We start from the raw sequence: 15,029 nt of genomic DNA, 5'->3' as shown, positions 1-15,029 counted from the left end.
CGGGCCGCGTTACCATCGTGCGAAACCGGGGCATCGGCACCCTCGACGCTCCCGCCACACGCAACCGGAGACACTGCTTGAAGACATCCTGGATCGGAGGCGCCGTGCTGCTGGCATGCGCACCCTTGGCATCGGCCGCCGTGCCGGCCGAACTGCAGCGGCTGGACGCCACCATCGAACGCGCCCGCAGCGAGTTCGACATCCCCGGCATCGCCGTGGCGGTGGTCAAGGATGGCAAGGTGGTGATGGAGCGCGGCTACGGGGTGCGCGAGCTGGGCAAGCCGGACCCGGTGCAGGCCGATACGCTGTTTGCGATCGCCTCCAATACCAAGGCGTTCACCGCCACCTCGCTGAATCTGCTGGCCGAGCAGGGCAAGCTGAAGATGGACGATCGCGTGATCGATCATCTGCCCGGCTTCCGCATGTCCGATCCGTACGTGACCGGCGAAATGCGCATCCGCGATCTGCTGTCGCACCGCAGTGGCCTCAGCCTGGGCGCGGGCGACCTGCTGTTCTGGCCGACCACCTCCTACAGCAACAAAGAGGTGGTGCAGCGGCTGGGCAAGGTGCCGTTGAAGGCCGGCTTCCGTGATCGCTATGCCTACGACAACATTCTCTACGCGGTCGCCCAGCAGGTGATCGAACAGGTGTCCGGGCAGACCTATGCGGACTTCCTGCAGCAGCACATCTTCACCCCGGTGGGCATGCAAGGCACCCGCTACAACGCCGATCATCTGCAGCCCGGCGACAACGCTGCAGTGGGGCACGCCAAGTATGATTTCAGCCAGCTGCGCACCGTCGCGCCGCTGACCTGGTCCAACAACGCCGGCGCCGGCGGCATCTATTCCAGCGTGCACGACATGGCGCGCTGGATGAACGTGCAGCTGGCCCAGGGCACGCTGGAGAACGGGAAGCCGCTGTTCACCGCCAAGGCCCAGCAGGCGATGTGGCAGATGATCACCCCGCAGGTGGTGCCTGAGCCGAGCGTGCCGCAGCTGGCGGCGGCACGGCCGAACTTCGCCGGCTATGGCGAGGGCTGGAGCCTGAGCGATTACCGGGGCCAGAAGCTGGTCTGGCACACCGGCGGCTGGCCCGGGATGGTCTCGCGCGTGACCCTGGTGCCGGGGCAGAAGCTGGGCATCGTGGTGTTGACCAACCAGGAAGTGGGCGCGGCCTTCAACGCGATCACGATGGAAGCGCTGGATGCCTATCTGCAGGCACCGGCCACCGACTGGGTCGCCGCCTATGCGGCCGCCGTGGCCAAGTCGCAGGAGAAGGCGGACGAGGGCTGGGCCAAGCACCTGGCCGCACGCGATGCGACATCCAAGCCGTCGCTGCCGCTGGCACGCTATGGAGGCGGCTACCGCGACGCGTGGTACGGCGACGTATTCGTTGAGCAGCAGGGCGGCAAACTGCGCCTGCGCTTTGGCAAGACCGCGCAGTTGATCGGCACGCTGGAACATTGGCAGCACGATACCTTCCTGGTGCGCTGGGACGACCGGTCACTCAACGCCGATGCGTTCGTGAATTTCAGTCTCGATCCGGACGGCAAGGTCCGCGAGGTCCGCATGCAGGCGGCATCTTCGCTGACCGATTTCAGCTTCGATTTCCAGGACCTGCTGCTGACGCCGATCGCGCCGGAGGCCAAGGGCTGAACCCCGTCGCCGGCGTGTGAGGGAGGTGAGAGTAAAACAGCAGGCCGCGGTGGGATAATCGCGGCCTGTTTTGTTTTCGGTGCACTGCGATGTTCCGCTGGTTCGAATCGCTGATTCCGGTTTTCCCGCCGATCGATGCGCGCATGCCACCGCGCAAGGTGGTGCCGTTCTATATCCACTATCTACGCCCGGTGTGGCCGGTGCTGCTGGCCACGCTGATCGCCGGCCTGCTGTTGGCGCTGGTCGAAGTGGCGATGTTCGATTTCCTTGGCCGCATCGTGGACATGGTCGCCGAGCAGCCCGGCAGCGATTTCTTCGCCCGGCATGCGAATACATTGATGTGGATGGCCGGCATCACCCTGATCGCGCGGCCGCTGCTGGTCTCGCTGCACAGCCTGCTGGTGAACCAGGCGATCGTACCGGGCCTGAGCAACCGCTCGCGCTGGTTGATGCACAACTATGTGGTGCGGCAGAGCCTGAGCTTCTTCCAGAACGATTTCGCCGGCAGCATGGCCAACCGGGTGATGCAGACCGGCACCTCGCTGCGCGAATCGGCCGTGCAGATGGTCGATTCGCTCTGGTACATCATCGTCTACACCGGTACTGCGCTGTACCTGTTCGCGCAGGCGGACTGGCGGCTGATGATCCCGCTGGGGCTGTGGATGGCCGGGTACGCGGTGATCATGTGGTACTTCGTGCCGCGGGCGAAAGAGCGTGCGTGGATCGCCTCCGAAGCGCGCTCCAAAGCGATGGGCCGCATCGTGGATGGTTACACCAACGTGCCCACGCTGAAGCTGTTCGCCCATGGCGGGCGCGAGCAGGCCTACGTGGCCGAGGCGATCGACGAACTGGCCACCAAGCACCGCGGCCAGACCCGGGTCACCACCGGGCTGGAAGTCACCATCGCCATCGTCAACGGCTTCCTGATCGTGGGCACCTGCGGCCTGGCGCTGTGGTTGTGGAACGGCGGCCACATCAGCGTCGGTGCGATCACCCTGGCCACCGGCCTGGTGATCCGCATCCACAACATGTCCGGCTGGATCATGTGGACGATCAACGGCATCTTCGAAGATATCGGCACGGTGCAGGACGGCATCACCACCATCTCCCAGCCGCTGACGGTGCAGGACCGCGCCGATGCCGTGCCGTTGGTGGTCAGCCAGGGCGGCGTGCATTTCGATCACATCCATTTCCATTACGGCAAACGCGGAGGCGTGATCGCCGGCTTGGACCTGCAGGTGAAGCCCGGTGAGAAGATCGGTCTGGTGGGTCCCTCGGGTGCCGGCAAGTCGACCCTGGTCAATGTGCTGCTGCGGCTGTACGACCTGGAAAGCGGGCAGATCCGCATCGATGGGCAGGACATCGCCGGGGTCACCCAGGAAAGCCTGCGCCGGCAGATCGGCGTGGTCACCCAGGACACCTCGCTGCTGCACCGCTCGATCCGCGACAACCTGCTGTACGGGCGTCCGGATGCAACTGAGGAGCAGCTGCATGCCGCGGTGGCCAAGGCACGCGCCTCGGCCTTCATCGATACGCTGGTCGATGGGGAAGGGCGCCGTGGTTACGACGCGCATGTCGGCGAGCGCGGGGTAAAGCTGTCCGGTGGCCAGCGCCAGCGCATCGCGATCGCGCGGGTGCTGCTCAAGGACGCTCCGATCCTGGTGCTGGACGAGGCAACCTCTGCACTGGATTCGGAAGTGGAAGCGGCGATCCAGGACAACCTGGATGAATTGATGACCGGCAAGACGGTGATCGCGATCGCGCACCGCTTGTCCACGATCGCGCGCATGGACCGGCTGGTGGTGATGGATCAGGGCCGCATCGTGGAAACCGGCACGCACGCCGAGCTGATCACGGCCGGCGGGTTGTATGCGCGGCTGTGGGCACGGCAGACCGGGGGCTTCGTGGCTGCCGACGCGTAAGTCGCGTCATGCCCGTCCCGCAGAAAAGAAACGGCCCGGGTCACCCCGGGCCGTTTGCCTGTCTGACGAGGAACGAGGCAGTGCTTACTCGATCGGCTGGTCCAGCATCAGCTGGCGCGCGAAGCGCACCGGCGGGGCGCCGTAGGACAGCATCTGGTCGTGGTAGGCCTTCAGGTTGAACTTGGCCCCCTGCTTGTCCTGCACGGCCTTGCGGGTATCGAAGTGTTCCTGCGCGCCGACGAAGTAGGTCGGCAGCTGCGCGGAGGTCAGCTGCGCACGTACCCACTTGCCCGAGGCTTCGCTTTCCTGCTGGAAGGCGTCGTGGGTCATCAGGTGCATCGCCTGCTCACGCGTCCAGTTGTCCACGTGCACGCCCTGGTCCAGGATCGCGTTGGAGATGGTGCGCAGGTAGAACTTCAGCTGCACCAGGTGGAACAGCGGATCGTTGTCCAGATAACCCTGCTCCTGCATCATCCGCTCGGTGTAGACCGCCCAGCCTTCGGCGAACAGGCCCGAACGCAGCACCGCGCGCAGCGTGGAGGGGAACTTGCCCGAGTGCCAGCCTTCCAGGTAATGGCCCGGAGTGCCTTCGTGGATGCTCAGCAGGTGGATCATGCGGCTGTTGTATTCGCGCAGGAACGAATCGACCTGCTTGTCCGTCCAGTCGTCCGGAATCGGCGAGACCGCATAGAAGGTCTTCAGGTTCTTGTCGAGCGGGCCCGGCGAATCGCAGTAGGCCACGGCCACGCCACGCTGGAATTCCGGCATCAGGATGATGTCGACCGGCGAATCGGGCAGGGTCATCAGGTCATGCTTGCGCACGAATTCGGTGGACTGCTCCAGCGCGGCCTTGGCGTCTTCAACGACCTTGTCGCGTGCCGGCTTGTCGGCATAGGCCAGCTCCAGCGCGGCTTCGATCGCGGCCTGCTGCTGCTCGTCGCTCGGGTTGGCCGGCAGCGCCGGGGCGCCGGGCTTGTCCTTGAGCACGGTCTGCGCGATGCCATACATGTCCTGGCGCACTCGCTTGAGCTCGGCACGCGCGCGCTCGCCGATCTCGGCGCGCGAGAGCGAGGAGTTCAGCGCGAACTTCAGCTTCTGGTCGTACAGCTCCGCACCGATGCGGAAGTCCCCCTTGGCGTTGGGCACCAGGGTCTTGTCCAGCCAGGTCTGCTGTTCGTCGACGGCCTTCTTCAGGCCCTCGATCGCAGCCTGCAGGCGCTTCTGGTCTTCGGCCGGCAACTCACCGATGTGCGGGGTGATGAAGGTATCGACGATGCTCAGGATGCCGTGGTTCTGCTTGGCCACGGTTTCGGCATGGATCTTCGGCACGCGGGCCGGGTCCAGGTTCTCGCGGGCCTGGGCGAAGATCTGCGGCAGCTTCTCCATGCGCGCGGTCGCCGACTTCAGGCGGTCGGGCAGCGGCGCGAACTCACGCGCCATCAGGCCGTAGAGCGCGCTGCCGGCCATGCCGTTGTACATCTGCGGGTCCCACTTGGGCGACTGCAGCACTTCCGCAGTCCAGACCTCGGACTGCAGCTGGTTGCGCAGGATCGCCGCGTCCACCTGGTTCTCGCGCGAGAGCTTGCTGACGTCGATCTTGTCCAGATCGCCCAGCAGTGCCTTGTACGCGGTGAGCACCTTCTGCTGGCCGGCCGCGCTCAGGTCGTCGATCTCGCTGTCGTAGCGGTGGTCGCCGATCTGCGTGGCGCTGATCGGGGAGAGCTGCATCCAGGTGTCCAGGGCGCGCTTGGACAGGTCGGCGAAGGCCGCATCGACCGCGGCATCGCCAGCCGGGGTGGCCGCTTCGGTGCCGGTGGTGGGCGTCGGGGAGTCGGCCTGCTGGCAGCCACCAAGGGCGGCGATCAGGGCGAGGGCAAGCAGATGCTGGCGCATCGGTGTTCCTGTACTGGGGACAATCCCCGAGCATAGGGCCGATGGCCCCCGTTGTCCCCGTGCCATTGGATTACCATGCGCCGTGAAGATCGCCGTATTGACTGGAGTTGCACTGTGACTGGATGGACAGGACGGGCCCGCGCCGGGCTGGCAGGGATGCTGTTGTTGGGCCTGGTGGCCTGTGGCCGCAGCGGGCCGAACCACGCCGCCGACGCGGCCGCCGGGGCCGTGGCATCTCCCGAGGGCGCGTTCCTGGCGTATGAACACGACATCCGCATCCAGCTGGATGCCAAGCGCATCAGTGAGCGGGTCAAGGCCGTGTCCGCGGCCTGCCAGAGCAACCGGTTCGGTGATTGCGCGGTGCTGCAGGTGGGCGAGGAAGGCGGTGAAACCCGCTCCGGCTCCATCCGCGTGCGCATCGCGCCCAAGGGCGTCGAGCCGATCATCGCGCTGGCCGGTGAAGGCGGCGATGTGGCCTCGCGCAATACTCATGCCGAAGATCTGGCCCAGCAGGTGGCCGACACCGCACTGACCCAGACCCGGCTGCAGAAAGAGCATGCGCAGCTGCAGGCCTATCAGCAGCGCAGTGACATGAAGGTGGCCGACCTGTTGGCGGTCTCGCAGCGCATGGCGGAGATCGAGGCCGGGCTGGAGCAGGCCAACAAGGAGGCTGCGCAGCAGCGTCGCCGGATCGATACACAGCTGGTCACCCTGCACTTCGAAGGTCCGGCGGGGCAGCGCAGCCGCAGCGACATCGGCAAGGCGTTCAGTGAGTTCGGATCGATCTTCACCACCAGCATCGCGTTCGTGATCCGCGCGGTGGCGGCACTGCTGCCGGTCGGCGTGGTGGCGTGGGCGGTCGGTGCCGTGGGCCTGGCGCTTTGGCGCCGCCGCAAACGTCGCAAGGCCGCGGCGGCCGCGCGCTGACCATGCCGGTCGTGCCGCGCGCTAAAGCGCGGCACGACGGTTGACTCAGCCTTCGTCCTGCTCGTATTCCACGAAGACATCCAGCTCCAGCGCCAGTTCCTGCACCGCGTCACGCACGCGCTGGGCGCCGAGTGCGTTGCCTACTTCCACTTCCAGTTCGTGCGTGCCCGGGCCGATGTCATCGGACAGGCCGGCCGAGCTGGAATCGTCGTCGTCCATGTGCGGCATCAGGTCGTCGGTTTCCTCGACGTGTTCGATCCCCTCGATGCTCTGCAGCAGGTCGGTGATGGCACGTGCATCGTCTTCGGTGCCGGTGATTCGCAGTCGCAACAGGGCCATGGGTCGAGCCTCGGGGGAAAGGGACTCCAGCCTAGCCAGCACGCGGAAAAGGTCGGGTGAGGATGCGCGCCGGGTCGTGGCGCCCGGTTCAGTCGTGCGTGCGGTCCGCAGGCGGCAGGCCCAGCAGTTCATCGGGCAGGGCGGGCAGCGGGGTGCGCTCATCCAGTGCTTCGCGCTTGAGCCAGTCCATGAACGCCTGCGCGGTCGGGCTGAGCGGCCGGTGTTCGGCGTGGACCACATAGTAGGCGTAGCGCGCCTTGAGTGCGGGGCCGGGCAGGCGCACCAGCTCATAGCGCTGCAGGTAGGGCTGGGCGATGTGCTTGCGCGCCAGCACTGCGCCGATGCCGTAGACCGCGGCGCGCATCGCATCGGTGCTGTCGCTGAAGGTGTGCAGCGAGGGCAGGTCCAGCCCGCGCACACCCGCCGCCCGGAACCAGTCGCGCCAACCCTGCGGCGACATGTCGCTGAGCAGCGGCAAGGTGGCGATCTGTGCCGGTTCGCGCAGCGTCGAGACGCCCGCCAGGGAAGGTGAGGCCACCGGGCAGAGTTCATCGTCCATCAGGTGATGCGCGGTCATGCCTGGCCACTGGCCAAGACCGTAACGGATGCCCAGTTCCGGACCCGTCTCGTCGAAGCGCACCAGCTCGGTGCTGGTCTGCAGCTCGATACGCATGCGCGGATGCTGTTGGGTGAAGCGCGGCAACCGCGGGATCAGCCAGCAGTACGACAGCGAGCGGATGGTGGTGACCCGCAGCGGCACGATGTCCGCCTGGGGATGCAGGTTGCCGGCCACTGCGTTGAGATCACTGAGCGCGGCCGCCGCCGCGTCGGCCAACTGGCGGCCTTCGGCGGTCAGCCGCACGCCGCGCGCATGGCGCTGGAAGAGGATGGTTCCAAGCAGGTCTTCCAGCCGTCGCACGTGGTGGCTGACCGCGCTGGCGGTGAGGTGCAGCTCCTGGGCGGCGTGGGCGAAGTTCTGGTGGCGTGCGGCAACCGCGAACACCCCCAGCGCGGGCAGCAGGGCAGGGCGAAGGATCATGGTCGAGACCCAAATCATATTTGTGGCTTGCACGGATACTACGCGCTTGTGGGCGCGTGACGGCAGGCGGATGCTGTCGCCCTTCCTCCCCCGGATTCACGCGCATGTTGCCGTCCCTTACCGCTCGCCCTGCGTGTCAGCTTCCCTGCGGAGGCCCACCGTGAGCGGGGCGCCGCTGGCCGCAGGTACGGTGGAGCGCGATTGGCGTACCCCGCTGGAACTGACCGTACTCGGCGCGATCTGGGGCTGCTCATTCCTGTTCATGCGGGTGGCCGTGCCGGCCTTCGGACCGTACGCACTGGTGGAGGTGCGGTTGCTGCTCGGCGCGCTCGTGCTGCTGCCGTTCCTGTGGCAGGCGCGCGCGCAGTTTCCGGCGCGTCGCTGGCTGTGGCTGGCACCGATCGGCCTGATCAATTCGGCCATCCCGTTCGTCCTGTTCGCCTGGGCCGCACAACGCGCCCCGGCCGCGATCGGGGCGATCTGCAATGCGATGACCGTGCTGTTCGCCGCGCTGATCGCGTTCCTGTTCTTCGGCGAAAAGATCGGCATGCGCCGCGCGATCGCCCTGCTGGTCGGCTTCGCCGGCGTGGTGGTGCTGGCCACCGCCAAAGTGTCCGGTCTGAGCATCGGTGCGGCGGTGATGGCCGGTGCCCTGGCCGCGCTGTTGTATGGCTTGGGCGTCAATCTGGTGAAGCGCCACATGACCGGCCTGCCGCCGGCGGCCTCTGCCGGTGCCACGCTCGGCTGCGCGGCGATCCTGCTGCTGCCGATGGCGCTGACCCATTGGCCGACCGCCCCGATCCCGATGCTGTCCTGGGCCTGCGCGATCGCCTTGGGCGTGGTCTGCACCGGCCTGGCGTTCCTGATGTTCTACCGCCTGATCGCCCGCATCGGCCCGGCTCGTGCCTCGACCGTGACCTATCTGGTGCCGATGTTCGGTGCGCTGTTCGCGTGGGTGTTCCTGGGCGAACCCGTGACCGGCGCGATGGTCGTGGCGGGCGTGCTCATTCTCGGGAGTGTGGCGGTGTCCCAGAAGCGATAGAGATCGCCTCTGCGGAGGCGATCGGCCGGCCAGCGGCCGGCACGACCGAGACGTGCATATCCAATCCCATGCACGTTCAACGCGCCAGTGGCTTGGCCTTATCGCACCGGCACCGGGATGTTACACAGGTCGATGTGGCCGGCCGGCCGCTTGTAGAAATCATCGACGCGGTTGCGGCGCGCTTCGGTCGCATCGGCAAAGGTCCTGGAGTCGGTGCGCAGCACCTGCAGCTTGGGTCGCTGCGCAGCCGGTACATCGCTGGCACGCTGGATCGACTGGATCGCGGTGCGCTGCGCCGGATCGGCGTAGAAGCCCATCGGTGCCGGTCCACGCGGCAGCGCGCTGAGCAGCTCCATGCCCTGCAGCACGCGGCCGACCACGGTGATGTTGCGGTCCAGCTGACGCGGTGACTGCCCGGTCACCACGTACAGCTCCGCGCCGATGCTGCTGTCTTCCTCGTTGCTGCGGCCGGCGCCCAGTGCACCGTAGCAATGCGCCAGCCAGGTCTTGCCGTCCTCGCGGTCCTGGCCCACCGGGAAGCCGTTGACGAAACCGGTCTGGTCGGCCCAGCCGTCACGGTCGGGCAGGGGGCTGACCTTGAGCCCCTTGCTGTCGCGCTGGAACTCGGCCGGGAGCTTGCGCGTGGCGCTGCCGAGCGGCTTCGCCTTGGCGGCATCATCGGCGTCGGCATCGCCGAACTGCACCACGAAATTGTCCTGCGCGCGGTAGATGCTCTCGCCATCCCAGAAATGCTCGTGGGCAAGCGTCTGGATGTTGGCCACGTGCTGCGGCGCGAACGCCGGGGCCAGCTCGATGATGACGCGGCCGGCGGGCAGGTTCATGTACAGCAGGTTGGCCGGGTCGGGCGTGCGCCAGTCACTGTCCGGCGAGGCGTCCAGAATCTGCTGCGGGCTGCGGTAAGGCGTGGCCGCGCTGGCCAGGCTGGGCAGCAGGCAGGCCAGAGCGAGGGTGAGCAGGGCAGGACGACGTGGCGACATGGCAGACCCGTTCAGGAAGGGAGTGCCCGATTGTGCGCGAAGCGCACCGGCTACGGCCAGCCAGGGGATGTCCTGCGGCACGGTGACTAACGACACATCCGCTATAGCGAAGTTCCGACTAGTGTGGACTCCACGCTAGCGGAGACCGCCATGAGCGACCACGAAGTCCACCTCAAGAAGTTCCAGAAAGAGCTCAGCTCCGGCACGGTCTCCCTGGCCCTGCTGGCGGTACTGGCCAAGGCCGGCGAGCCGCTGTACGGCTACCTGATCGCCAAGGAGCTGGAGCGGGTCGGCGAGGGCGTGCTGAGCGGCAAGCAGAGCGCGCTGTACCCGGTGCTGCGCAACCTGGAAGGGGCCGGGTTGCTGGAAAGCCATGTTGAACCGTCGGTGGCCGGGCCACCGCGCCGCTATTACCGCATCAATGACACGGGGCGTGAAGTGCTCAGCCAATGGACCGCCGCGTGGCGTGCCACCCGTGATTCCGTCGATTCCGTCCTGGAAGGGGTAACTGCATGAACATCGAATCCGTGGCCGGTCGGGCCTTGCCGACCACCATCCCGGCGTATCTGGCACAGCTGCGCGCGGCGCTGCACGACGCCGATCCGGCGATGGTGCAGGACGCCCTGTACGACGCCGAGGAATACCTGCGCTCGGAGCTGGCCGCACAGCCGGGCCGCAGCGAGGCCGAGGTGATCGCCGATGTGGCCGGCAGCTACGGTGCGCCGGAAGAAGTGGCCGAGATCTACCGCGAAACGGAAATCACCGTGAACCGTGCGCTGCGCACGCCGAGCGCGGGTGCTGCGCCGATCCGACGTGCAGCGGCCAGCAGCCCCGGCATCGCCTCGGTACCACCGCTGCAGGCGCCGCCCAAGCCACGCTCGGCCGTGGCCCGCTTCTTCGGTGTCGCCCTGGAGGCACGCACCTATGGCGCGCTCTTCTACATGCTCCTGTCGCTGGCCACCGGTACGTTCTTCTTCACCTGGGTGGTTACCGGCCTGTCGCTGTCGCTGGGCCTGATGGTGCTGATCATCGGCATTCCGGTGGCGGTGGTGTTCTTCGGCTCGGTGCGCGGTCTGTCGCTGCTGGAAGGGCGGTTGGTCGAAGCCCTGCTCGGCGAGCGCATGCCGCGCCGGCCGACGTATTCCGACCGCAGCCGCAGCTGGCTGCAGCGCATCGGCGACATGTTCACCGATGGCCGGACCTGGCTGACGCTGCTGTACTTCGTGCTGATGCTGCCGCTGGGCATCGTCTACTTCACGATCGCCACCACGTTGTTGTCGACCTCGATCGGCTTCATCTGGGCACCGGTGGCGGCGCTGTTCTCCAGTGACTACGTGGGCATCCACATCGACGGCATTCAGATGCTGCCGCTCTGGGTCACGGCCGGCCCCCCAAGCTGCTGGATGAAAGCGCAGCCGGCCAGCGGCCGGCACTACCCACAGCGTAAGCCCCCTGGTCGGGGGGGCGGTCGGCAAGCGGGCGTCAGCCCGCTTTACGGCGCAACGGGGTCACGTTGCTCGCGATCTTCGCGGCTTTTTTCGGCTTGCTGGCCACGCTCTGCGCATGGGCCGCGAAGAAATCGCGCACCTTGGGGTAGACCGTTTCGCGCCAGCGGCGGCCGCTGAAAATGCCGTAGTGGCCGGCGCCTTCGACGATGAAATGCTCGCGATGCGCGGCCGGAATGCCGGTGCACAGGTCCTGCGCCGCTTCGGTCTGGCCGAGGCCGGCGATATCGTCCAGCTCGCCTTCGATGCTCAGCAGTGCGGTGCCGGTGATCGCGCTGGGATCCACGCGTTCACCCTGTACGTACCACTCGCCGCGCGGCAGCAGGAACTCCTGGAAGACCACGCGGATCGTGTCCAGGTAGTACTTGGCCGGCATGTCGAGCACCGCGTTGTACTCATCGTAGAAACGACGGTGGGCGTCGGCATCTTCCATGTCGCCCTTGACCAGGTCGGCATAGAAATCCCAGTGCGAACTGAAGTGGCGGCTCGGGTTCATCGACAGGAACCCGGCGTGCTGCAGGAAGCCCGGGTACACGCGGCGGCCGGCGCCGGGGAAGGTCGCCGGCACGGTGTGGATGACGTTGTTCTCGAACCACGACATCGGGTTCTGCGTGGCCAGGTTGTTGACCGCGGTCGGGCTGCAGCGCGCATCGATCGGGCCACCCATCATCACCAGCGACCGCGGCGTGGTTTCGCCACGGCTGGCCATCAGCGAGACGGCGGCAAGCACCGGCACGGTCGGCTGGCAGACGCTGATCACGTGCAGCTTTTCCGCGCCAAGGTGGCGGATGAATTCCTGCACATAGGCAATGTAGTCATCCAGCCCGAACTCGCCTTCACTGCCCGGCACCATGCGCGCATCGACCCAGTCGGTCACGTACACGCGGTGATCGCGCAGCAGGGTGCGCACGGTATCGCGCAGCAGCGTGGCGTGGTGGCCGGACAACGGCGCCACCACCAGCACGAACGGCTGGTTGAGCATGGTGTGCAGCTGGTCGGCTTCATTGCTGTGGCGCTTGAAGCGCAGCAGTTTGCAGAACGGCTTGCTGATCTCTTCGTGGACGACGATCGGCACGCGCTCGCCCTCGACGTCGATTTCGTTGATGCCCCATTCGGGCTTCTCGTAATCCTTGCCGATGCGGTGGAACAGCTCGTTCACAGCGGCCAGGCGATCCGCGCCGGGCATCTGCGACCACCAATGACCTTGATTGGCGAAGAACTTCGCGTTGGCCTGGGCCTGGTGCACCCACGGGGCGAGCAGGTTGCGGGTCAACTCATGCAGCTGATATAGCATGACGTCCAATATGTATGGTCTTATGTTGCCGCGCAGCATAGCGTACCCGTCGCGCGGGCGCCTTAATGCGGGTCCTGTCTCAGTTGTTATCGAGACTCAGGGCGTGCCGCGTTCCAGTGCAGCCGCGTGCCCGGCCAGTGCGGGCGACAGCCAGCAGTGCGAGCCCAACGCTGTGAACCCCACGCGCTTGAGCTGGCTGCGGTACCAGCGCGCCGGGCGCGGCTGGAAGCCTTCGTTGTCGCCATCGAAGTCATCCTCGGCCGTGAATGCCTCCAGGAAGGCCACGCCGGCGGTCAGTTCGGCAAAGCCCTCCAGTGCCGGGCGCAGCTCGCGGCTGGGCACGTAATGCATCACGTCCGAGCAGATCAGCAGATCCACCGGTGCGCACGGGCGCAGCCAGGCGAAATCGCCGACCTTGGCCGGGTGCAGGTTGCGGCTGCGGCCGTAGCGGTGCACGGCGTAATCGCTGCTGTCGAAGCCCAGGTACTGCACGCGGGGGCGCAGTTTGAGCAGCGGGGCACGCCAGGCGCCTTCGCCACAGCCGATATCCAGCACGCTGCGGATCGGGCGTTCCAGGTAGTACTCGGCGCTGGCCACCGCGAGCGCCACCTTGCGCGCCAGGCGCGCGGCGCCACCGGTCTGGTCAGGCTGGTACCAGCGCTGGAAGTAAGCGGCGTCGTAGGTTTTGTCCATGGGGATATGCACGTGGGTGAAAGCGGCGCTTATCGTACGGCGTGGGCGCGCGGATGCGTAGTTGAGGTGTGGCGATGGGTCGCGCCCGCCACGCATGGGCGGCCCTGCCGGGCATGCGAGAATGGCGGCCAACCCATGCCAGCCGCCGGAGCAAGCACATGCAGTCCTACTACTGGGTCAAGACCTTCCACCTGTTGTTCGTGGTGGCGTGGATGGCGGCGGTGTTCTATCTGCCCCGGATCCTGGTCAACCTCAGCGAGACCGCCGGCCAGCTGCCGGTGACCGAGCGGCTGCAGCTGATGGGCCTGCGCCTGTACAAGTTCGGCCACATGATGTTCGGCCTCGCGCTGATCCTGGGCGTGGTGCTGTGGCTGGGCTACCGCGTGATTCCCGATTTTCCGACCATGGTCGCGCCCGGTGCGGCGGGCTGGCTGCATGCCAAGCTCGGCCTGGTGGTGCTGCTGCTGGTGTATTACTCGTGGACCGGGCGGCTGCTGAAAGGCGCGGTGAAGGGCAAGCTGCTGCCGTCCTCGCGTGCGCTGCGCTGGTTCAACGAACTGCCGCTGGTGCTGTTCATCGGCGTGGTCTGGCTGGTGATCGCCAAGCCGTTCTGAGTCAGTCAAAACCGGCCAGCGGCCGGCCCTATAGCCGCGCCACGCCGCCGGTGTGCTGCACAAAAAAAAGCCGGGCGCTCACGCGTCCGGCTTTTCCGTTTCCGCCGCAGCCCGGTCAGGCCACTTCGTAGGTCCCGTAGCTGCGCAGGCGCTCGTAGCGCTTCTGCAGCAGCTCATCGACCGGCAGCTTCTCCAGCACGTCCAGCTCGTTGAGCAGCACGGCCTTGAGGCGCTTGGCCATCTGGTTCGGGTTGCGGTGGGCGCCACCGGTGGGCTCACGCAGGACCTTGTCCACCAAGCCCAGGCTCTTCAGGCGCGGGGCGGTCAGGCCGAGCTGTTCGGCGGCGTCCTTGGCCTTGGCCGGGTCCTTCCACAGGATCGAGGCGCAGCCTTCCGGGCTGATGGTCGAGTACACGCTGTACTCCAGCATCACGGTGCGGTCGCCCACACCCAGTGCCAGTGCGCCACCCGAACCGCCTTCACCGATCACCGTGCAGACCACCGGCACCTTCAGTTCGGCCATTTCCATCAGGTTGCGTGCGATCGCTTCGGACTGGCCGCGCGATTCGGCATCGATGCCCGGCCAGGCGCCGGCGGTGTCGATCAGGGTCAACACCGGCAGGCCGAAGCGCTCGGCCATCTTCATCAGGCGCAGCGCCTTGCGGTAGCCCTCCGGCTTGGGCATGCCGAAGTTGCGCCTGATCTTTTCCTTGGTGTCGCGGCCCTTCTGATGGCCGATCAGCATCACCGAGCGACCACCGATACGGGCCAGGCCGCCGATGATCGCCTTGTCGTCGGCGAAGGCGCGGTCGCCGGCCAGTTCCTGGAACTCATCGCAGATGATGCGGATGTAGTCCTCGGTATACGGGCGGGACGGATGCCGGGCCAGCTGCAGCACCTGCCAGGAGGTCAGGTTGCGGAAGATCTGTGCAGTGCGCACCCGCAGCTTGTCCTGCAGGGCATTGACCTCGGCCTCGACATTGACCGCAGGTCCGGCGCTGGCGCTGCGCAGTTCCTGGATCTTCGCCTCCAGATCAGCGATGGGTTGCTCGAAGTCGAGGTAGTTCGGATTCATCGGAAACCGTCGTGAAGAAAAGAGGGAAAGTGT

Annotated in this window: 13 protein-coding genes and 1 pseudogene; 7 read left to right on the top strand and 7 right to left on the bottom strand. The window is 66.6% G+C overall.

Features of this window, described 5'->3' with window-relative positions; translation table 11 throughout:
• The first annotated feature begins 77 nt into the window (after positions 1–77).
• Positions 78–1,655 carry a serine hydrolase gene (locus AC1DIQ_RS17830; protein WP_461770871.1) on the top strand — a complete coding sequence of 526 codons (1,578 nt, stop codon included), beginning with the start codon at positions 78–80 and terminating at the stop codon, positions 1,653–1,655.
• An 89-nt stretch (positions 1,656–1,744) separates the two neighbouring features.
• On the top strand, positions 1,745–3,577 hold the full coding sequence (gene smrA / locus AC1DIQ_RS17825) for a multidrug efflux ABC transporter SmrA (RefSeq protein ID WP_121041442.1): 1,833 nt from the start codon (positions 1,745–1,747) through the stop codon (positions 3,575–3,577).
• An 84-nt stretch (positions 3,578–3,661) separates the two neighbouring features.
• On the opposite strand, the gene AC1DIQ_RS17820 is transcribed toward smrA, so the two are convergent.
• Positions 3,662–5,470 carry a DUF885 domain-containing protein gene (locus AC1DIQ_RS17820; protein ID WP_478050513.1) on the bottom strand — a complete coding sequence of 603 codons (1,809 nt, stop codon included), beginning with the start codon at positions 5,468–5,470 and terminating at the stop codon, positions 3,662–3,664.
• Between the two features lie 156 nt (positions 5,471–5,626).
• Here AC1DIQ_RS17820 and AC1DIQ_RS17815 point away from each other — a divergent pair, with 156 nt between their 5' ends.
• On the top strand, positions 5,627–6,397 hold the full coding sequence (locus AC1DIQ_RS17815; RefSeq protein WP_478050512.1) for a DUF4349 domain-containing protein: 771 nt from the start codon (positions 5,627–5,629) through the stop codon (positions 6,395–6,397).
• A gap of 45 nt (positions 6,398–6,442) precedes the next feature.
• Here AC1DIQ_RS17815 and AC1DIQ_RS17810 read toward each other — a convergent pair whose 3' ends face one another.
• Entirely contained in the window at positions 6,443–6,736 is a 294-nt protein-coding gene (locus AC1DIQ_RS17810) for a hypothetical protein (RefSeq protein WP_019184421.1), read from the bottom strand.
• 88 nt (positions 6,737–6,824) lie between these two features.
• Positions 6,825–7,775 carry a LysR substrate-binding domain-containing protein gene (locus AC1DIQ_RS17805; RefSeq protein WP_152151734.1) on the bottom strand — a complete coding sequence of 317 codons (951 nt, stop codon included), beginning with the start codon at positions 7,773–7,775 and terminating at the stop codon, positions 6,825–6,827.
• A gap of 160 nt (positions 7,776–7,935) precedes the next feature.
• Here AC1DIQ_RS17805 and AC1DIQ_RS17800 point away from each other — a divergent pair, with 160 nt between their 5' ends.
• On the top strand, positions 7,936–8,817 hold the full coding sequence (locus tag AC1DIQ_RS17800) for a DMT family transporter (protein ID WP_121041448.1): 882 nt from the start codon (positions 7,936–7,938) through the stop codon (positions 8,815–8,817).
• A gap of 98 nt (positions 8,818–8,915) precedes the next feature.
• Here the strand turns inward: AC1DIQ_RS17800 and AC1DIQ_RS17795 are convergent, their stop codons facing one another.
• The gene (locus AC1DIQ_RS17795) at positions 8,916–9,815 is read right to left on the bottom strand and encodes a peptidylprolyl isomerase (RefSeq protein ID WP_121041450.1); all 900 of its coding nucleotides are present in this window, start codon (positions 9,813–9,815) and stop codon (positions 8,916–8,918) included.
• 150 nt (positions 9,816–9,965) lie between these two features.
• Here AC1DIQ_RS17795 and AC1DIQ_RS17790 point away from each other — a divergent pair, with 150 nt between their 5' ends.
• Together AC1DIQ_RS17790 and AC1DIQ_RS17785 are read left to right on the top strand one after the other, a co-directional pair.
• Complete coding sequence (locus AC1DIQ_RS17790; protein WP_121041452.1) at positions 9,966–10,331, top strand: PadR family transcriptional regulator; 366 nt, start codon at positions 9,966–9,968, stop codon at positions 10,329–10,331.
• Positions 10,328–11,224 (top strand): annotated as a pseudogene (locus AC1DIQ_RS17785) (sensor domain-containing protein); the annotation flags it as partial. The gene AC1DIQ_RS17790 and the pseudogene AC1DIQ_RS17785, both read left to right, overlap by 4 nt.
• Before the next feature lie 73 nt (positions 11,225–11,297).
• On the opposite strand, the gene AC1DIQ_RS17780 reads toward AC1DIQ_RS17785, so the two are convergent.
• Together AC1DIQ_RS17780 and AC1DIQ_RS17775 are read right to left on the bottom strand one after the other, a co-directional pair.
• Positions 11,298–12,653 carry a polyhydroxyalkanoate depolymerase gene (locus tag AC1DIQ_RS17780; RefSeq protein ID WP_183073770.1) on the bottom strand — a complete coding sequence of 452 codons (1,356 nt, stop codon included), beginning with the start codon at positions 12,651–12,653 and terminating at the stop codon, positions 11,298–11,300.
• 57 nt (positions 12,654–12,710) lie between these two features.
• Positions 12,711–13,307 (bottom strand): class I SAM-dependent DNA methyltransferase, encoded by a 597-nt coding sequence (locus tag AC1DIQ_RS17775; protein WP_121041458.1) that lies wholly within the window; start codon positions 13,305–13,307, stop codon positions 12,711–12,713.
• 158 nt (positions 13,308–13,465) lie between these two features.
• Between AC1DIQ_RS17775 and AC1DIQ_RS17770 the strand changes: the two genes are divergently transcribed.
• Positions 13,466–13,921 (top strand): CopD family protein, encoded by a 456-nt coding sequence (locus tag AC1DIQ_RS17770; protein ID WP_121041460.1) that lies wholly within the window; start codon positions 13,466–13,468, stop codon positions 13,919–13,921.
• 115 nt (positions 13,922–14,036) lie between these two features.
• Here AC1DIQ_RS17770 and AC1DIQ_RS17765 read toward each other — a convergent pair whose 3' ends face one another.
• On the bottom strand, positions 14,037–14,996 hold the full coding sequence (locus tag AC1DIQ_RS17765) for an acetyl-CoA carboxylase carboxyltransferase subunit alpha (protein WP_121041462.1): 960 nt from the start codon (positions 14,994–14,996) through the stop codon (positions 14,037–14,039).
• Positions 14,997–15,029: the final 33 nt, after the last annotated feature.

The sequence above is a fragment of the Stenotrophomonas sp. 05L413 genome (genome assembly GCF_056397945.1).
This window is presented reverse-complemented; position numbering and strand designations above follow the sequence as displayed.